The organism is Thiomicrospira cyclica ALM1 (assembly GCF_000214825.1).
Classification (GTDB): domain Bacteria; phylum Pseudomonadota; class Gammaproteobacteria; order Thiomicrospirales; family Thiomicrospiraceae; genus Thiomicrospira; species Thiomicrospira cyclica.
In genome coordinates this window covers 1,182,374-1,201,338 of record NC_015581.1, presented here as the reverse complement: position 1 = coordinate 1,201,338, position 18,965 = coordinate 1,182,374, and the positions used below count along the sequence as shown (strand labels likewise).

At 45.1% G+C, this 18,965-nt stretch carries 19 protein-coding genes; 14 read left to right on the top strand and 5 right to left on the bottom strand.

Features of this window, described 5'->3' with window-relative positions; translation table 11 throughout:
* Positions 1 to 22 precede the first annotated feature (22 nt).
* The 5 genes from carB (at position 23) to THICY_RS05350 (ending at position 6,125) form a co-directional block, all read left to right on the top strand.
* On the top strand, positions 23 to 3,238 hold the full coding sequence (gene carB / locus THICY_RS05370; protein ID WP_013835597.1) for a carbamoyl-phosphate synthase large subunit: 3,216 nt from the start codon (positions 23 to 25) through the stop codon (positions 3,236 to 3,238).
* Between the two features lie 67 nt (positions 3,239 to 3,305).
* Positions 3,306 to 3,788: a transcription elongation factor GreA gene (greA, locus tag THICY_RS05365; protein WP_407635094.1), complete on the top strand. Its 483-nt coding sequence runs from the start codon at positions 3,306 to 3,308 to the stop codon at positions 3,786 to 3,788.
* Between the two features lie 111 nt (positions 3,789 to 3,899).
* Positions 3,900 to 4,280, top strand: coding sequence for a hypothetical protein (locus THICY_RS05360; protein WP_013835595.1), 381 nt, complete (start codon positions 3,900 to 3,902; stop codon positions 4,278 to 4,280).
* A gap of 130 nt (positions 4,281 to 4,410) precedes the next feature.
* Positions 4,411 to 5,229, top strand: coding sequence for a ferritin-like domain-containing protein (locus THICY_RS05355; RefSeq protein WP_013835594.1), 819 nt, complete (start codon positions 4,411 to 4,413; stop codon positions 5,227 to 5,229).
* Entirely contained in the window at positions 5,226 to 6,125 is a 900-nt protein-coding gene (locus THICY_RS05350; RefSeq protein ID WP_013835593.1) for an ROK family protein, read from the top strand. Before THICY_RS05355 ends, THICY_RS05350 begins: the two co-directional genes overlap by 4 nt.
* A 52-nt stretch (positions 6,126 to 6,177) precedes the next feature.
* Here THICY_RS05350 and trxA read toward each other — a convergent pair whose 3' ends face one another.
* Both trxA and THICY_RS05340 read right to left on the bottom strand, forming a co-directional pair.
* Entirely contained in the window at positions 6,178 to 6,546 is a 369-nt protein-coding gene (trxA, locus tag THICY_RS05345; protein ID WP_013835592.1) for a thioredoxin, read from the bottom strand.
* A 24-nt stretch (positions 6,547 to 6,570) separates the two neighbouring features.
* Complete coding sequence (locus THICY_RS05340; protein WP_013835591.1) at positions 6,571 to 7,956, bottom strand: class II fumarate hydratase; 1,386 nt, start codon at positions 7,954 to 7,956, stop codon at positions 6,571 to 6,573.
* 282 nt (positions 7,957 to 8,238) lie between these two features.
* Between THICY_RS05340 and THICY_RS05335 the strand changes: the two genes are divergently transcribed.
* Entirely contained in the window at positions 8,239 to 8,910 is a 672-nt protein-coding gene (locus THICY_RS05335) for a response regulator (protein ID WP_013835590.1), read from the top strand.
* Positions 8,911 to 8,970: 60 nt separating this feature from the next.
* On the opposite strand, the gene THICY_RS05330 is transcribed toward THICY_RS05335, so the two are convergent.
* Genes THICY_RS05330 through ettA form a run of 3 tightly spaced genes read right to left on the bottom strand, consistent with a single transcriptional unit; the run spans position 8,971 to position 12,103 of the window.
* A complete protein-coding gene (locus THICY_RS05330; protein ID WP_013835589.1) occupies positions 8,971 to 9,453 on the bottom strand; it encodes a DsrE family protein in 483 nt (160 codons plus the stop codon).
* Positions 9,454 to 9,507: 54 nt separating this feature from the next.
* Positions 9,508 to 10,425, bottom strand: coding sequence for a sensor domain-containing diguanylate cyclase (locus THICY_RS05325; protein ID WP_013835588.1), 918 nt, complete (start codon positions 10,423 to 10,425; stop codon positions 9,508 to 9,510).
* A gap of 10 nt (positions 10,426 to 10,435) precedes the next feature.
* Positions 10,436 to 12,103: an energy-dependent translational throttle protein EttA gene (gene ettA / locus THICY_RS05320; RefSeq protein ID WP_013835587.1), complete on the bottom strand. Its 1,668-nt coding sequence runs from the start codon at positions 12,101 to 12,103 to the stop codon at positions 10,436 to 10,438.
* 158 nt (positions 12,104 to 12,261) lie between these two features.
* On the opposite strand from ettA, the gene glyA reads away from it, so the two are divergent.
* The 8 genes from glyA to thiL are packed head-to-tail and all read left to right on the top strand — an operon-like array spanning position 12,262 to position 18,950.
* Positions 12,262 to 13,536 (top strand): serine hydroxymethyltransferase, encoded by a 1,275-nt coding sequence (gene glyA / locus THICY_RS05315; protein WP_013835586.1) that lies wholly within the window; start codon positions 12,262 to 12,264, stop codon positions 13,534 to 13,536.
* A 13-nt stretch (positions 13,537 to 13,549) separates the two neighbouring features.
* Positions 13,550 to 14,017: a transcriptional regulator NrdR gene (nrdR, locus tag THICY_RS05310; protein ID WP_013835585.1), complete on the top strand. Its 468-nt coding sequence runs from the start codon at positions 13,550 to 13,552 to the stop codon at positions 14,015 to 14,017.
* 53 nt (positions 14,018 to 14,070) lie between these two features.
* Positions 14,071 to 15,189, top strand: coding sequence for a bifunctional diaminohydroxyphosphoribosylaminopyrimidine deaminase/5-amino-6-(5-phosphoribosylamino)uracil reductase RibD (gene ribD / locus THICY_RS05305; RefSeq protein WP_041435384.1), 1,119 nt, complete (start codon positions 14,071 to 14,073; stop codon positions 15,187 to 15,189).
* 1 nt (position 15,190) lies between these two features.
* Positions 15,191 to 15,838 (top strand): riboflavin synthase, encoded by a 648-nt coding sequence (locus THICY_RS05300; RefSeq protein ID WP_013835583.1) that lies wholly within the window; start codon positions 15,191 to 15,193, stop codon positions 15,836 to 15,838.
* A gap of 31 nt (positions 15,839 to 15,869) precedes the next feature.
* Positions 15,870 to 16,985 (top strand): bifunctional 3,4-dihydroxy-2-butanone-4-phosphate synthase/GTP cyclohydrolase II, encoded by a 1,116-nt coding sequence (gene ribBA, locus THICY_RS05295; protein WP_013835582.1) that lies wholly within the window; start codon positions 15,870 to 15,872, stop codon positions 16,983 to 16,985.
* Positions 16,986 to 16,989: 4 nt separating this feature from the next.
* Positions 16,990 to 17,451: a 6,7-dimethyl-8-ribityllumazine synthase gene (ribH, locus tag THICY_RS05290; RefSeq protein ID WP_013835581.1), complete on the top strand. Its 462-nt coding sequence runs from the start codon at positions 16,990 to 16,992 to the stop codon at positions 17,449 to 17,451.
* Positions 17,452 to 17,454: 3 nt separating this feature from the next.
* Entirely contained in the window at positions 17,455 to 17,958 is a 504-nt protein-coding gene (nusB, locus tag THICY_RS05285) for a transcription antitermination factor NusB (protein ID WP_013835580.1), read from the top strand.
* Positions 17,959 to 17,966: 8 nt separating this feature from the next.
* A complete protein-coding gene (gene thiL / locus THICY_RS05280) occupies positions 17,967 to 18,950 on the top strand; it encodes a thiamine-phosphate kinase (RefSeq protein WP_013835579.1) in 984 nt (327 codons plus the stop codon).
* Positions 18,951 to 18,965: the final 15 nt, after the last annotated feature.

Below are 18,965 nucleotides of genomic sequence, written 5' to 3'. Positions count from 1 at the left end.
GGTCACGAATCAAGGAATTCCCATGCCAAAAAGAACAGATATAAAAACAATTCTAATTATCGGTGCCGGCCCGATTATTATCGGCCAGGCCTGCGAGTTTGATTATTCTGGCGCCCAAGCCTGTAAAGCACTCAAAGAAGAGGGTTATCGTGTCGTGTTGGTTAACTCAAATCCGGCCACGATTATGAGTGATCCGGATTTAGCGCATGCGACTTACATTGAGCCAATTACTTGGCAGGTTGTTGAAAAAATTATTGCGAAAGAACGCCCCGATGCGATCTTGCCTACGATGGGTGGACAAACAGCCCTTAATTGTGCGTTGGATTTGGCCCACAATGGTGTGCTGAAAAAATACCATGTTGAATTGATCGGCGCGAGTGAAGACGCAATTGATAAGGCGGAAAACCGTGATCGTTTCCGTAAAGCTATGACCAAAATTGGTTTGGATATGCCTTATTCTGAAGTTGCGCATAATTTGGATGAGGCTTGGCAAATTCAAGCTAAAGTTGGATTTCCAACGGTTATTCGCCCTTCATTTACCCTCGGTGGTTCGGGTGGTGGTATTGCTTATAATCGTGAAGAATTTGAACAGATTTGTAAGTTTGGTCTTGATTTGTCGCCGACAAAAGAGTTGTTAATTGAAGAGTCTATCTTGGGTTGGAAAGAATTCGAGATGGAAGTTATTCGCGATAAAAAGGACAATTGCATCATTGTTTGTTCGATTGAGAACTTTGATCCGATGGGCGTTCATACTGGCGACTCGATTACAGTGGCTCCTGCACAAACCCTAACCGATAAAGAATATCAAATCATGCGTAACGCCTCGTTGGCGGTGTTACGTGAAATTGGCGTTGAAACCGGTGGTTCCAACGTACAGTTTGCGTTAAATCCTGAAAGCGGGCGAATGATTGTGATTGAGATGAATCCGCGTGTATCACGTTCATCGGCTTTAGCGTCTAAAGCAACGGGCTTTCCAATTGCCAAGGTGGCGGCCAAACTGGCGGTAGGTTATACCCTTGACGAATTGAAAAACGACATTACTAATGGTGCAACACCGGCTTCGTTTGAGCCTTCGATCGATTACGTGGTTACTAAATTGCCGCGTTTTACCTTCGAAAAATTCCCGCAGGCCCAGGCGCGCTTGTCGACGCAAATGAAGTCGGTTGGTGAAGTCATGGCGATGGGGCGTAATTTCAAAGAGTCTTTGCAAAAAGCCTTGCGTGGTTTAGAAACCGGCATGGATGGCTTAAATGAAATGATTGATCTTGCTACCACGGATGAAAAAGATGTTCGCGATATTTTGCGTCGTGAATTGCGTGATCCGGGTCCTGACCGCATTTGGTATGTTGCCGATGCTTTCCGTGCGGGTTGGATAGTTGAGCAAGTCTTTGAGGTATCCAAAATCGATCCATGGTTTTTGGCACAGATTGAAGAGTTGGTCGAGTCTGAACGTCAAATGATGGCCAAAGGCTTAGACGCCTTAGAAGCCGACTTTTTGAAACAACTAAAACGCCAAGGTTTTTCGGATAATCGCATTGCCGCCTTGTTAAAAACCGATAGTGCGTTGGTTAGAAAATACCGTCATACGCTTGGTATTCGTCCTGTGTATAAACGGGTAGATACCTGTGCCGCTGAGTTTGCAACCTCTACGGCTTATCTTTATTCAACCTATGAAGAAGAATGTGAGGCGCAACCAACTGACCGAAACAAAATTATGGTGCTTGGTGGCGGTCCGAACCGTATCGGTCAGGGTATTGAGTTTGACTACTGTTGTGTTCATGCGGCGATGGCGTTAAGTGAAGACGGTTATGAAACCATTATGGTTAACTGTAACCCTGAAACAGTTTCAACCGACTATGACACCTCAGACCGTTTGTATTTTGAGCCGTTAACATTAGAAGACGTGCTTGAAATTGTGGCAATTGAAAAACCAAAGGGCGTTATTGTGCAGTATGGTGGTCAAACGCCGCTGAAATTGGCGCGTGATCTTGAAGCGGCGGGTGTGCCAATTATTGGTACCAGTCCTGATTCGATTGACTTAGCCGAAGACCGTGAGCGTTTTCAACAGCTGCTTAACAAGCTCAATCTGCGTCAACCGCCTAACCGAACTGCGCGTCGTGAAGATGAAGCAGTGACCCTGGCAAAAGAGATTGGTTATCCTCTGGTTGTGCGCCCATCCTATGTACTCGGTGGACGTGCAATGGAGATTGTCTATTCAGAAGAAGACCTACTTCGTTACATGAAGTTTGCTGTGAAGGTGTCAAATGATTCACCCGTTTTGTTAGACCGTTTCTTAGATGATGCCGTTGAGTTAGATGTTGATGCTATTTGTGATGGTGAGCAAGTGGTTATCGGTGGCCTGATGGAACATATCGAGCAGGCAGGTATTCACTCGGGTGACTCAGCTTGTTCACTACCGCCTTATAGTATTAAAAAATCGGTCCAAGACGAGATTCGTAACCAGGTTGAGCAAATGGCTAAAGCCTTGGATGTTGTGGGTTTAATGAATACCCAGTTTGCTGTGAAGGGCGATGATATTTATGTTTTGGAAGTGAATCCGCGCGCATCTCGGACGGTACCTTTTGTGTCAAAAGCGATCGGTCGTCCTTTAGCAAAAATTGCCGCACGTTGTATGGTCGGACAGTCTCTAGCTGAACAAGGGTTTACTACAGAAATCATGCCCAAGCATTACTCGGTTAAAGAAGCGGTTTTTCCATTTATTAAGTTTTTGGGTGTGGACCCGATTTTAGGCCCAGAGATGAAATCAACCGGTGAAGTTATGGGGGTGGGAGCTAACTTTCCGCAGGCCTATGCGAATGCACAGCTGGCGGCGAGCACCATATTGCCGCGGGAGGGTAAAGCCTTCCTCAGCGTTCGCAAGGCAGACCGCGTGAAAGTTATTGATCTGGCAAAACAGTTGCAAGCAAAAGGCTTTCGTGTGGTGGCAACCCGTGGTACAGCTACCTCCTTACAAGAAGCGGGAATCGAGTGTGAATTGGTTAATAAAGTTGCGGAAGGTCGTCCAAATATCGTTGATGCGATTAAAAATGAAGAAATTCAATTAATTGTTAATACTTCGGATGGTTCGGTCAGCATTAAGGATTCGTCAGGGATTCGTCGTGAAGCACTTATGCATAAAGTGTGTTATACAACGACCATGGCAGGTGCCTTTGCTACGGTCGCGGCGATGGATTATTTAGATGATCAACCGGTACATCGTTTACAAGATTTAAACTAATTTTATTGTTACACTTGTTGCAGAAGCTGGCGCCTTGGTGCCGGCTTCTTTGCATTTTAAGGAGCAGATGACTATGCAAAAACATCCTATGACCAAAGAAGGTGCGGATAAGTTACAGGCCGAATTAAATCGTTTAAAAAAAGAAGAGCGTCCGCGCATTACTCAGGCCATTGCGGAAGCACGGGAGCATGGCGATTTAAAAGAAAATGCTGAATACCATGCGGCTCGTGAACAGCAGGGCTTAATTGAGGCGCGTATTAAGCATATTGAGGGCGTACTCAGTCATTCGCAAATTATTGATGTAACGCAAGTGCAAGCCCATGGAAAGATTATTTTTGGTGCGACGGTAAAGTTATTAAACATCGATAACGACCAAGAGGTGGTTTATCGTATTGTTGGTAATGAAGAGTCGGATGTGAAGGAAAATAAAATTTCGATTAACTCTCCGATTGCCCGTGCTTTAATTGGCAAAGCAGAGGGTGATGAGGTGATGGTGCAAGCGCCCGGTGGGACGATTGAATATGAAATTCTTGAGGTGCTTTACCTATAAGCGCAATTAATAAGGAATTGGTAATATTCTATCTGCTTAAGACTTGCATTTTTGGTGGAAAGACGCGAAAATTACTAATGCTAGAGAGGCAAATCCTATTTGGAGTAATCGATGAAGCAATTAACTCTTAAAGCTTTGGTCCTATCTGGTGTTGCAGCATTTTCTATGAATGTGCATGCTGCATCAGTCTTCGAGCAATGTGTTGCTGATGCAAAACTATTGATCGAGGCAGGTATTCAAGGTGGTAATACGGCAGCGCGTGAAGTGCAGCAGGCAACTACTGTACAACAATGTCGCGAAGAATTGACTCGTATGGAAGTCAAGTATGAAGACCAGTGGCGCTTTGAAAAAGACGGTAAGCAGTATGTTCGTGCTCCTTACTCTGTCATGACTCCTGAAGATCGTTTAAAGTGGGCTACCCTTTTTAATGCGATTGACACGAAGAATTTCATGGGCGTTCGTTACCTGATGGCAGTTTACTATCGTCAATAATTTTATTGACCCTAGGTGATGCATCTCAAAAAGCCGGCTTAGCCGGCTTTTTTTTTGTCTAAACAACGTAAGCTTAATTTTAGGCGGTTATTATTAATAATAAAGAGTAGCCAAGGCACAGGGAGAAGCCGTGTTATTTTTTCAACAAGTATACCGGTGTTTAACCGCTAAGCACTTAACGGATAAGTTGCAGCAGTTGGATGCGTTGATTGTGGCTTGGAGTGAAAACGCTGTCGATATGACACCAACTGGCAAGATTGAACGAATTGCCGACCCAGGTCGTCCCGATCGTCCTGAATTAGTGCCGCCGAAAGATTTGGTGAGACGGCGCTTGGGTTCACCGGAAGGACATGCGGCCTTAATGCACGCTATTGCGCATATTGAGTTTAATGCGGTTAACTTGGCGTTAGATGCCTTGTATCGCTTTCAGACCATGCCACGCGACTATTATGCTGATTGGTTAGGGGTTGCTACCGAAGAGGCCTACCATTTTCAGATGATTCGAGAACATTTGTCTGGGCTAGGTTATGATTATGGCGATTTTCCGGCACATAATGGCTTGTGGTTAACTACCTATGAAACGGATCATGATCCATTGGTTCGAATGGCGATGGTGCCGCGTACCTTAGAAGCACGAGGCCTAGATGTGACACCCGACATGATTAAGCGTTTACGGGCTGTTGGCGACCAGCGTGGGGTAGAAATTTTAAAAATTCTATTGCGCGATGAGATTGGGCATGTCGCGGTAGGAACGCGTTGGTTTCGGTATTTATGTGAGCAGCAGGGACGTAATCCATTTGAGACTTTTCAAGCTATTTTGCATCAGTATTTTCATGGTGATATTCGTGGCCCGTTTAACTATGAAGCCCGAGTCGAAGCAGGATTTTCAGCAGAAGAGATTGCTTGGTTAAAAGCAATGGAGGCGCAAACCTTTGCGCAATCGTCGTGAGGATTGGCGTAGATTTAGGTGGCACCAAGATTGAAATCGCATTGATTAATGCTCAGCACGAGATTCTTTATCGTTATCGAGAGCCTACTATCCGTGGTAACTATGCTGATACCTGTCAGCAGATTGTAAAACTCATTCATCAACTGGAGCTGGTGCAAGGTGTTGCCGATTTGCCCATTGGTATTGGCATTCCGGGAACTATTGCCAAGCAATCAGGCCTGGTTAAAAACGCCAATTCAACTTGGCTTAATGGGCAACCTTTGTTGGTGGATTTAAATCGTGCATTAGATGGGCGAGTCAGAATTGCCAATGATGCTAATTGCTTCGCTCTTTCTGAAGCGTTATTTGGTCATGCGCAAGGCGCACAGAGCGTATTTGGGGTGATTATTGGTACCGGTTGTGGCGGTGGTTTGGTCTTCGATGGTCAGCTTATAGCTGGGGTGAATGGAATTGCCGGTGAATGGGGTCATAATCCCTTAGCTTGGCAAACTCCCGAAAAACCAGAGCAATCTCATGTTTGTTATTGCGGACAGCAGGATTGTACTGAAACCTATTTATCGGGTCCCGGCTGGGTAAAACGAACCAATCAACAGTATCAAACCTGTTGGCCAGATGCGCAGTCTGTTTATCAAGCCTATCAGCAGGGTGATAGCTTGGCGCAATCCGCTTTTGCGGATTATAGTCAGCATTTAGCGCAGGGGCTAGCAAACGTCATAAACGTCTTTGATCCCGAAGTAATTGTTTTAGGTGGCGGGCTGAGCCAAATGAGCGCGTTATATGAATCGGTACCAAGGCTATGGTGCAATTGGGTTTTTAGTGATTGCGTTGATACCCGCTTAGTTGCACCTAAATTAGGGGATTCAAGTGGCGTGCTGGGTGCGGCTTGCTTGTGGTAATTTGATTATACTTTTAGCCAGCCAACAGCCCCTGCAGACTTCTACTTGTCGATTATTGCTGCTGTTGCATTTCAGCCACATCGGCATGCACTTTAGCCATATCAAGGTTCAACATTTCTTGGATACCTTGTTCGAAATTACTAGCAGGTAAAGCACCGGGGTTGGCGTAAACCACCACTTTTTCACGCATAAATGCAATGGTTGGAATAGAACGTACCTGAAACATATTCGCCAGGTCTGGTTGCTCTTCTACATTGACTTTAGCGAACATAATATTGGGGTGTTGTTCAGAGGCCGCTTCAAATACGGGTCCAAACTGTTTGCATGGTCCGCACCATTCAGCCCAAAAATCGAAAATGATCATATCATGCTGTGCAATAAATTCATCAAAAGCATCGGCAGTTAGATTAACTAAGGCCATTTACTACTCCTTACATTACTTGGTTTAAAGGCCGGGTGTACCGCCCTCTGTTAAACGTTTAGGGTCTAAAAGTTTCATTAAGGTGTCGCGATCAAGGTCAGTGAGCTGTTCAGCTACATCAATAACTGCTTGCCCTGTTTGATAAGCGGTTTTGGCAATTTCAGCACCTTTTTCATAGCCTACCACACCATTAAGAGCCGTGACTAGGATTGGGTTAATAGCAAGGGCGTGATCGAGCTGGCTTAAATTTACCTTAAAATTTTGAATGGCTTTATCAGCAAGTTGATACATAGCGTTGCTTAACCATTCAATAGCGTTTAAAAGATTATAGGTGATCATCGGCAGCATTACGTTGAGTTGAAAATTTCCAGACTGTGCTCCAATAGTAATCGCGGTATGGTTGCCCGTGACCTGCGCGCAAACCATTGCCACAGCTTCTGGTATAACCGGGTTTACCTTGCCTGGCATAATAGAGCTCCCCGGTTGCAAAGCCGGCAATTGAATTTCGGCCAAACCAGCGAGAGGACCCGAGTTCATCCAGCGTAAATCATTGGCAATTTTCATTAAACTGGCCGCAAGAACATTAAGTTGGCCACTCAACTCCAACACCGTGTCTTGACTACTTAAGCCGACAAAGAAATTATCCATTGGCTGGTATGTATCTTGGTGCATCTCGCTGAGGTGCTTGCAAAAGGTTGCTGAAAAATTGGTCGGTGCGTTAATACCTGTTCCGACGGCTGTGCCACCAAGCGCAAGTGCTTTTAGACGTTGTTGAGTTTGAGTTAAACGAGTCAGATTTTGAGATAGCTGTGCTCGCCAGCCGGATAATTCTTGGGATAGCGTAATAGGCATTGCATCCATTAAATGCGTACGACCTGTTTTAACAATACCGACCACGGCTAACTCTTTATTTGCTAAAACTTCAATCAGGTGGTTAATGGCCGGTAGAAGTTGTTCGCTCATCAAGCGATTAGCGCTAACGTGCAAAGCCGTTGGTATCACGTCATTTGAACTTTGACTCATGTTGACATGATCATTAGGGTGGATGCTGACATTAACGAGTTGTTCTGCGAGTGTTGATATTACTTCGTTCATGTTCATGTTTGAACTCGTGCCAGAACCTGTTTGGAAAACATCTACTGGAAATGCGTCCATTGGTTGTTGACACAAAATATGTTTGACGGCTTGCTCGATGGCATTAAGCTGTTGGTCGGACATGAGTCCTAGTTGATGATTGGCTTTTGCGCAAGCGAGTTTAACCTCAGCCAATGCCAAAATAAATGGTTTTGGCATTGGCTGGTGGCTGATTGGGAAATTCTCGATGGCTCGTTGCGTTTGTGCGCCATAGAGTGCATTTTCTGGGAGTGTCATGGCGCCCATACTGTCGTGGACGGTGCGAGTATTGGTCATATGTCATTATCCTGTCGGCCTAAAAAATAGTCCTATTTTACCTGAGTTTGCCCAGTGTGTTTGTGCTGGGTATTTGTAAATAGAAGTGTGAGGCCTGCTATTTGGCGTTTAAATTATTGAATTTTGCATAAATGGGGATAATTAAGTTCGTTTTATATGAAAAATCTTGTTGTAAAAAAAATTTACATGGTAATATAACCACCAATAATATAAGCGTATGTTACCTATTTTTTCGCGGGTTTGTTATTAAATCATTTTCTATCACAAAGACGGGAGTCCGGAATGTCTGACAAAATAAAACTAGTATTAGCCGAAGATCAAGAGTTGGTTCGTGGGGCTATAAAAAGCCTAATTGAAGCAGATGAAAGGTTTAGTGTCGTCGGAGAAGCGGGTGATGGTATTGTTGCAATGGAAATGGTTCGCGCGACGGAGCCAGACTTGATTGTTATGGAACTGGCATTGCCAAAACTTAATGGCTTTAATACGATTTCACAATTAAAGCGTCGCCATCCAAAAGTAAAAATTATGATATTGACTTCGGCGTTAACGCCCAGTGTTTGGGTTGAGGCTCTTGAAATGGGGGTTCATGGTATTGCAACGAAATCAGTGGCTAAGTCATCTTTATTAGATGGTTTAGTAAAGGTTGTTAACGGTAATTTGTTTGTTGATGATGTTATTAAGCCCCACGTAATGGCCGTCATTGAAAATGCTAGTCCGGTTAAGAAGAAGCGCAGTATGCGCAAGCTTTCTGTTCGTGAAAAGCAAGTGACTAAGTTGATTGCGGAAGGGTTTAAAACCAAGGATATTGCAGTAATGTTGGATATTAGTGACCGTACCGTATCAAAGCATCGTGAAAACTTGATGACGAAACTCGGTGCGACATCACCAGCAGAAATTACTCACTATGCAACAGATACCGGTTTAACAAAGGTCGATATTGTTGAAATTGAGTAGAAAAAAAGCCCCGGAAGGGGCTTTTTAATGGGCTTTCATTCAAGTTAAGGATGGTTGTGATTATTGGATTTTTAGATAGGCATAGCCTTGACTTTGCAAGATTGCAATATCAAAAACGCCTGAGCCAACCAACTGAACGCCATCGTAGATCTTGGCTGGGTCAAGGTTAATTTCATTACGCGTATGATCACAGAGCTTTACTTGTACACCACGTGAATTCATTAGGGCGTCAAGACGACCTTTTAACTCATCGCGACGCTCTAGTAGTGCGGCATCATGTTCATAAGGTGTGCCGCTTAAGCCATCATCGGTCACAAAACGTAACCCAAAACCAACAAACACTAAATGCACATCGGCGTCCATAAGCTCATTTTCGTAGGCATTCATGATGTTATTGATTGATGTAAGAGTGGCTGAATAGCGGGTGACATCACTAAAATCAACATGATAAACAACTTTTGCACCCTCATCGGCGGCATGACCAGCAGTGCTTGCCAGTCCAAGTGTCAGAGCAATAGCTAGGGTTTTTAACCAGTTTTTCATGAGTCTCTCCTTATCGTTTTTATAGTATGGCCAAGTGTTATCGTAAATTCTCGGTTAGGCCATTTTAGTATTCTCACGACTGCTCTTAATCGCAACAATCGCTTCCTGCACGCGATTAAACAAATGACGACTATCTTCATCCGTTTCTCGCAATTCAGTTACACCCGCTTTGCTAGTCAAACAAGTTGTGGTGTTTTCGTCAAGACGAATTTTTTGCGCGGTGATTTTTTCCTGTGCTAATTTTGCGATACGGAAAGCATCAACGCCTTTGACTCCATCTAAGACTAACATAAATTGATCACAACTTAAGCGGCCAATATAACCCAAGTCTTTGCATGTCACTTCGAGTGCGTGGGCAGCTTGCAATATGGCTTGATCACCTAATTCATGACCATAGCCATCGGTAATGTTTTTGAAACAATCGAGGTCAACTTTAATCAGTGATAGGGCTTGATGATTCATCCGTGCTTTGTTAATTAATTCGTCGCAAAGATTTAAGAAGAAATCCCGATTGTAGAAGCCGGTCAACGCATCGTTTTGAGACAGATGTTCAATCTGTTCTTCCATGTGCTTGCGTTGGGTGATATTGATCGCCAGCCAAATAACGGCTGGTTGCCCGTAGGCGTCACCATCAATAGGATAAACCCGCGCCTCGTACCATTGCCCTCCGCTTGGACCTATCGGCTCAATGCCTTGTACTTCGGCGTTGGAGAGTTGGTATTCAACTTCTTGCAGTGATTGGGTTTGAATGGCTTTTTGAACCACATTTAAAAAACGCATTGCCATTTTTTCAGGCAATACCTGCGAGTAGTTTTTGCCAATTAATGGATGGCCATCGGCATAAAGGCTGCGTTCTTTACCGCCAATGATATCAAGGTAAGTACCATCCCGACCCATAACAAAGATTGGGTCGGGCATGGCATTAGCGATTGCGATAAGATTGGAAGCTAAGTGTTGCTGTTGATCGGCCATACGTTGCTCCTTAAACTTTAATAGGTTTGTATTTAATACGGTGTGGTTGTGCGGCTTCAGCCCCTTTACGACGTTTTAAGTCAGCTTCATAATCGGTGAAGTTGCCTTCGAACCATTCAACATGAGAATCACCTTCAAAGGCCAACATGTGCGTAGCGATCCGATCAAGAAACCAACGGTCATGTGATATAACAACGGCACAGCCCGCAAAATCAAGTAAGGCTTGTTCTAATGCGCGCAGGGTTTCAACATCTAAATCATTAGTAGGTTCGTCAAGCAGTAATACATTACCACCTTTGCGCAAGGTTTTGGCCAAGTGTACGCGATTACGTTCACCACCAGAAAGCTCTCCAATCCGTTTTTGTTGATCGCCACCTTTGAAGTTGAATCGTGAACAATAGGCTCGTGTATTGACTTCAAAATTGCCCACCATAAAAATCTCGTCACCGCCTGAAATTTCTTCCCAAACCGTTTTAGTGTCGTCCAGAGCATCTCGACTTTGATCAACATAAGAGAGTTGCACGGTGTCACCAAACACAATCTCGCCACTATCGGGTTGTTCTTGTCCAGTCAGCATTTTAAAGAGCGTTGATTTACCGGCGCCGTTGGGCCCAATAATCCCCACAATACCACCTTGTGGCAATTTAAAATGTAAGTCTTCAATCAGCAGGCGGTCACCAAAGCCTTTTTTGATGTGGTTGACTTCGATGACTTTTTCACCAAGCCGTTCAGCGACTGGAATAAAGATTTCGTTGGTTTCGTTGCGCTTTTGATTTTCAACACTGCTGAGTTCTTCGAAGCGTGCCATACGCGCTTTTGATTTGGCGTGACGGCCTTTGGGATTGGCGCGTACCCATTCCAATTCTTGTTTAATGGTTTTTAAACGTGCAACTTCTTGTTTGGCTTCTTGTTCCAGGCGTTGCTCTTTTTGCTCTAACCAAGAAGAGTAGTTGCCCTCATAGGGGATACCTTGGCCACGGTCGAGCTCTAAAATCCACTGCGCGGCATTATCGAGGAAGTAGCGGTCATGGGTAATTGCGACAACGGTACCAGGGAACTCTAGTAAAAAGCGCTCCAGCCAAGCAATCGATTCGGCATCTAAATGGTTGGTCGGCTCATCGAGTAACAGCATGTCAGGTTTGGATAGGAGCAAGCGACACAAGGCAACTCGGCGTCGTTCACCACCCGATAATTTGGTCACATCCGCATCCCAGGCCGGAAGGCGCAAGGCATCAGCAGCAATTTCAAGCGCGCGTTCTAGGTTATGTCCATCCATGGCTTGAATTTTATCTTCAATCTCCGCTTGTTTAATGGCGAGTTTGTCAAAATCGGCATCAGGTTCAGCATAAGCGGCATAAATTGCGTCCAAATCGGCCATGGCTTGTTTTATGTCAGCGACCGCTTCTTCAACATTCCCGCGCACGTCTTTACTCGGATCGAGTTGGGGCTCTTGGGGTAAGTAACCCACTTTAATGCCAGGTTGAGGGCGCGCTTCACCCACGATATCGGTGTCAATACCGGCCATAATTCGCAGTAGGGTGGATTTACCCGATCCGTTTAAACCCAGAACACCAATTTTGGCACCAGGAAAAAATGATAATGAAATATCTTTTAGGATGTATTTTGACGGGGGAACCACTTTACCTACTCGGTTCATGGTGTAAACAAATTGAGCCATTCGAAATCCTATTTAAACTGAATAAATTAATCTCACTAACTTTACCTAAGTTTGTTCAATTGTGAAAGTCGATCACGCTTTTTACATGGTGTATTTTTGTAACAGCTGTTAAAATTACTTCTATTTTAAAGTAGCCTGATATAAGTTGGAGTAGATAAATGTTTAACCAAACCATGACGATTGCTGGATATGATGATGATGTAGCTGTGGCTATTGCTAAAGAGGCCCAGCGTCAAGAAGACCATATAGAGCTTATTGCTTCTGAGAACTATACCAGCCCGCGTATTATGGAAGCGCAAGGTTCCGTTCTTACCAACAAATATGCGGAAGGTTATCCAGGAAAACGTTATTACGGTGGTTGTGAACATGTTGATGTGGTTGAAGCCTTAGCTATTGAGCGAGCGAAGCAATTGTTTGGCGCTGATTATGCAAACGTTCAGCCGCATTCGGGCTCGCAAGCTAATGCGCCTGTATTTATGGCTTTATTAGAGCCAGGTGATACGGTTCTGGGTATGAGCTTAGCGCATGGCGGTCACTTAACCCATGGTGCGAAAGTTAATTTCTCGGGTAAAATCTATAATGCGGTTCAATACGGTCTAAACCCTGAGACAGGGGAAATCGATTATGAGCAAGTTGAAGCTCTCGCCAAAGAACATAACCCCAAGTTAATTATTGCCGGTTTTTCTGCCTACTCGCAAATTGTTGATTGGCAACGTTTCCGTGATATTGCAGACATGGTCGGCGCGTATTTGTTAGTGGATATGGCTCACATTGCAGGACTGGTGGCGGCGGGTGTTTATCCCAACCCGGTGCAAATCGCTGATGTAACAACGACTACAACGCACAAAACCTTGCGCGGCCCTCGTGGTGGCTTAATCTTAGCTAAAGCTAACCCAGATATAGAGAAGAAACTAAATTCTTTGGTGTTCCCGGGTACGCAGGGTGGCCCATTAATGCATGTTATTGCTGCGAAAGCGATTGCGTTTAAAGAGGCGATGGAGCCCGCTTTCAAAACCTATGCACAGCAAGTGGTTACCAATGCCCAGACCATGGCTGAGGTGGTCATGGCACGTGGTTTAGACGTCGTTTCTGGCGGCACAAAAAACCATTTATTTTTGGTTAGCTTAATTGAAAAAGGTCTAACGGGTAAATTGGTAGACGCCGCACTAGGCGATGCGCACATTACTATCAACAAAAATTCGGTACCAAATGATCCTATGTCGCCATTTGTAACCAGTGGTATTCGTATTGGTACGGCGGCTATTACTACTCGAGGCTTTAAAGAAGCGGAGTGTAAGGAATTAGCAGGCTGGATTTGTGATGTGATTGATGCCTGTGATCAAGCTAATGAAACCTGGGATCAGGTTGTTATCGACCAGATCCGTCAAAAAGTGACTGCTTTGTGTGCTCGTTTCCCGGTATACCAGGCCTAGGTAAGATCAGATTATGCATTGTCCTTTTTGTAATACGCCAGAAACAAAAGTGGTCGATTCACGCTTGGCGGGTGAAGGTAATCAAATTCGCCGTCGCCGTGAATGCCTTAACTGTGGTGAGCGTTTTACAACCTATGAATCGGCTGAGTTAAGTTTGCCGCGAATTATTAAATCAGATGGTAATCGCGAGAAATTTGACGATGCTAAATTGCGGCAAGGTTTACTGAAAGCCCTTGAAAAACGCCCAGTAGCCAGTGATCGTATTGATGATGTTATCCAGCAAATTATTAAACGTTTAATGGCTGAGGGTGCTCGTGAAGTGCCCGCGAGCCGTATTGGTGAATGGGTAATGAGTGCATTACGTGACTTAGACCCAGTTGCTTATGTTCGTTTTGCGTCTGTTTATCGCTCATTCCAAGATGTCGAGGCTTTTCGTGAGGAAGTTGAAAAGTTAATGGCTCTGACGGCTGCTAAAACCTAATTACTACACTCATGCTAAGCTCATATCCTCATTCGCTCACGGATTCAATTTGGATGAATCGTGCGCTGGATCTTGCAAGTCTTGGTCGCTTATCAACCCGTCCTAATCCAGCTGTCGGTTGTGTTTTAATCAAAGAAGGCCAGCTGATTGGAGAGGGCTGGCATCAGCGTGCCGGTGAGCCTCATGCTGAAGTGTTAGCTCTTCGCATGGCCGGTGATAGAGCACGTGGTGCCACAGCCTATGTAACCCTAGAGCCCTGCTCGCATTTTGGAAAAACACCGCCTTGTTGCAATGCACTCATTACAGCCGGTATTAAACGGGTGGTAATTGCTATGATCGATCCCAATCCACGGGTTTCTGGGCGCGGTATTGCAGCACTTCAGGAGTCAGGCATTGAGGTCACCCAAGGCGTGGCAATGAAACGAGCACAACAACTTAACAAAGGCTTTGTCAGCCGGATGCAACGAGGGCGGCCTAATGTTAGTTTAAAGTTAGCCACGAGTGTTGATGCGAAGGTGGCCTTAGCTAACGGTCAAAGCCAATGGATTACCAATGCACTAGCAAGGGCGCAAGGTCATCTATTACGCGCGCAGCAATGTGCCATTATCACCGGGATTGCTAGTGTTATCACTGATGATCCTCGATTAACGGTGCGACTTGATGATTCGGCGTTTTATGCTCAGGGCTGGTCAAGTGCCGGTCGTGTTGAACCGATGAAGGTCGTGGTAGATAGTCGGTTGCGTATACCTTTGAATGCGAAGCTCTGTCAGCAAGCGGACGCTTTGATAATTTATACAACCAGGGCAACGTTATGCGCCCAAGCCGATAAGGTTGCGCAGCTTGCGGCAAAGGGTATTAAAGTTCATGGGGTTGATTGTGACCCGCAACATAGAGTTAACTTGGTGTCGGTGCTAGCGCATTTAGCATCACACTATCAGTGTAATAATGTCATGCTTGAGTCCGGAGGGGTTTTAGCTGGTGCGATGCTTTCCATTGATTGTGTTGACGAGATTCATTGGTTTAGTGCACCTTTGGTGTTGGGGCAGGACGCACAGAGTTGTTTCGTTACCCAAACCTTAACGCAACTGTCTCAAGCCCCACGTTTAAAACTGGTCGAACAGACAATGTTGGGCGATAATATATACTCGCGTTATCAATTGGAAAAGGAATAGCATGTTTACAGGGATTATTGCGGCAGTTGGGCATATCAAGGCGATTGAACCGAAAAATGGCGATTGGCGATTAACTCTGGCAACGGGTTCATTGGCTCTGTCGGATGTTCAGTTGGGCGATAGTATTGCAACCAATGGTGTTTGTTTAACCGCCATTGAGTTAGGCGCTGATTTTTTTGTCGCGGATGTTTCGGCTGAAACCCTTGGGGTAACAACGCTGGGTTCCATGAAGGTTGGTTCTCGTGTTAATTTAGAAAAAGCCCTGCGTTTAGCCGATCGTTTAGGTGGTCATCTGGTTAGTGGACATGTTGATGGGGTCGGAGAGGTGCTTCGCGTGTCACAAGACGCTCGATCATGGCGTTTTGTCATCTCGGCCCCCAACACTATTGCGCACTATATTGCGCACAAAGGATCGGTTTGTATTAATGGTATTAGCTTGACAGTTAACCATGTTGATGGGCATACCTTTGACGTCAATATTGTGCCACATACTATGGACAATACCACTATCGTTGATTGGCAGGTTGGAACACAGCTTAACCTAGAGGTTGACTTGTTAGCGCGTTACCTTGAGCGGTTACTTCAAGGGCAGCAAGCTCCAGCGCCATCAAAGATTACGGCTGATTTTTTAGCTAGCAGCGGATATTAAGTCGAAAAAGACACAAAGCAAAGGTTTAGGCATGGAATTAAGTAGTATTGAAGAGATTCTGGCAGACTATCGCCAAGGTAAAATGGTGATATTGATGGATGATGAGGATCGTGAAAACGAAGGTGACTTGCTTATTCCAGCGCAAAAAGTGACGCCTGAAGCGATTAATTTTATGGCGCGTTATGGTCGTGGTCTGATTTGTTTAACGCTGACTAAAGAGCGTTGCCAGCAATTGCATTTACCGCTGATGGTTCGAGATAATCAGGATCCTCATGGTACTAATTTCACTGTTTCCATTGAGGCAGCAGATGGCGTTTCGACCGGCATCTCTGCGAGTGACCGCGCGATTACGGTATTGGCCGCCGTTAAGCCAGATGCGAATCCCGCAGATATTGTAACACCTGGGCATATTTTCCCTTTGATGGCCAGACCTGGTGGTGTTTTAACTCGGGCCGGTCATACAGAAGCCGGATGTGATTTAGCCCGTCTTGCTGGTTTTGAGCCCGCCTCGGTTATCGTCGAAATTATGAATGAGGATGGGTCTATGGCTCGACGCGATGATCTGGAACGTTTTGCACTAGCGCATGACTTAAAACTGGGCACCGTTGCCGATTTGATCCAATATCGGCTTCAAAATGAAAAAACTGTTGAGCGCGTATCAGCCTGCCGTTTACCAACACGTCATGGTGAATTTAAACTCTATGCCTATGAAGATCGTTTAGATCATAAAGCGCATTTTGCATTAGTCTGTGGTGAGATTGAGTCTGATACAGCAACCCTTGTTCGTGTACATATGCAAGATACTCTATGTGATTTGCTAGGTTCGCAACGAGAGGAGTGTGGTTGGTCATTAGATGCCGCGATGCAGCAAATTCAAGCTGCGGGTGCTGGTGTCATTGTGGTGTTACGTAAACACGAAGAAGCAGTCGATCTATTAGACCGAGTTGCGCGTTATCAGTTAGCAGACAGAGGTATTCAGCATCCAGACTCCTTCGCTGAAGACGATACAAAAACTTATGGTCTTGGTGCCCAAATTCTCGCCGACTTAGGTGTGTCACGCTTGAATGTTATAGGGGCCCACTGGAAGCTAAATGGTTTAAGTGGTTTTGGACTTGAAATTGAACAATATATTGATAAGCAGGGATAATGAAATGAAAGTAGTGTCAGGAAATTTACAAGCAGATGGTATGAAAGTGGCGCTAGTGGTTGGACGCTTTAATAGTTTTGTGGTTGATCACTTGGTTAGTGGTGCGGTAGATACCTTTGTGCGTCATGGTGGTAATCCAGAGCATATAACCCAAATTTTAGTCCCCGGTGCGTTTGAAATTCCATTGGCGGCGCAAAAAGTGGCGGCATCGGGCGAATATGATGCCGTAGTGGCTTTAGGTGCGGTAATTCGCGGTGGTACGCCGCATTTTGATTATGTTGCCGGTGAATGTGCCAAAGGATTGGGTCAGGTCATGTTAGACCACAATGCGCCGGTAGCATTTGGGGTGTTAACCGTTGACTCTATTGAACAGGCGATTGAGCGTTCGGGGACGAAAGCGGGTAATAAAGGTGGTGAAGCGATGATGTCCGCCATTGAAATGATTAACGTGTTAAAGCAGATTTAAAACATGAGTGACCATATTTGGGAAAAGCTGGATTTAGCAGACTTAATAAAACAGCCTTCTGAGAGGGTTGATGAAGAGGCTACTGCTGTATCACAGCGGACCTTAACCAGGCGAGTCGCGTTACAAGCCCTGTATCAATGGGCGCTTAATCCACAGGATACTTATTTAATTGAAAAACAGTTTTTTGAAGAGGGTTTGCTGGGTGATGTAGATCGTACCTGGTTTAAAGAAATTCTAAACAAGGTCACGCAGGATGTGACATTGTTTGATGAAATCTATGCGCCGTTCTTAGATCGCTCTGTGAAGCTGATTAATCCGGTCGAGCGTTGCATTCTGAGAATGGCTGTCTACGAACTTCAGGAGCAGTTGCAGGTACCCTCAAAAGTCATTATCAATGAAGCGGTAGAGCTGACTAAATATTTTGGCGCTGAAGATGCTCATAAGTATATTAATGGGGTTGTTGATAAGGTGGCCAAACAATTGCGTGCCGCAGAATTTAGTCGCTAATTATTGCTATGGAGTTTGAATTAATAGATCGCTACTTTACACCTTTGAGTCATGGTTTAGCGACAGATGAGTTGGGTATCGGTGATGATGGTGCCATTATGACGCCGCCAGCGGGTCATCAGCTGGTAGTGGTGACCGATACATCGATCGCGGGTGTGCATTTTCCGCACGGAACGTCAGCATTTGACATGGCTTGGAAAGCGCTTGCAGTCAATCTAAGTGATTTGGCAGCAATGGGAGCACATCCAGCATTCTATTCTCTAGCGTTAACCTTAGAGCGTTATGATCAGGCCTGGTTGCAGGATTTTGCGAGCGGTTTAGCGGCGTTAGCTCAGCAGGTCTCTCATCAAACGCTTAACGGCTTTTTACCGCTTATTGGTGGTGATACAACACGAGGTCTCCTTAGTATTACGATTACGGCACATGGCTGGGTTAAGACAGGTTCGACGTTACGACGTAATGGCGCTAAGCCCGGCGATGTTATTTTCGTATCTGGTCATCTTGGTGAAGGTGGTTTAGGTTTACAAATGGCTTTAGCAGGCCAGCAGACTGAATCTCTTGCTACGGCAGCGGCATTAGCGAAATTAAATCGGCCAGAGCCTCGCGTTGCGCTGGGTTTGGCCTTGGTTGATTTAGCAACGAGTGCCATCGATATATCAGATGGCTTATTAGCCGATTTAAATCATATTTTGCAGGCTTCAAGCGTTGGTGCTGAGCTGAACATGTTATCTATGCCTATTACGGATAGCGTTAAAGCCTGGTCAGCGGCTGATCCAATCAAGCCGCTGGTAGCTGGTGATGATTACGAACTGTGTTTTACACTAGACCCAGCTAATATACAAAGGGCTATGCAAATCAGTGCGCAACTTGGACTTAAATTATCACGGATTGGAGTGGTTTCAGACAGTTTGGGTATCCGAATAGATGGTAAATGCTTGACTCAGTTTACTGAGACTAGCGGAAATGGCTTTAGCCATTTTGCTAGTCAATAAAGCCTTAGTTGGTAG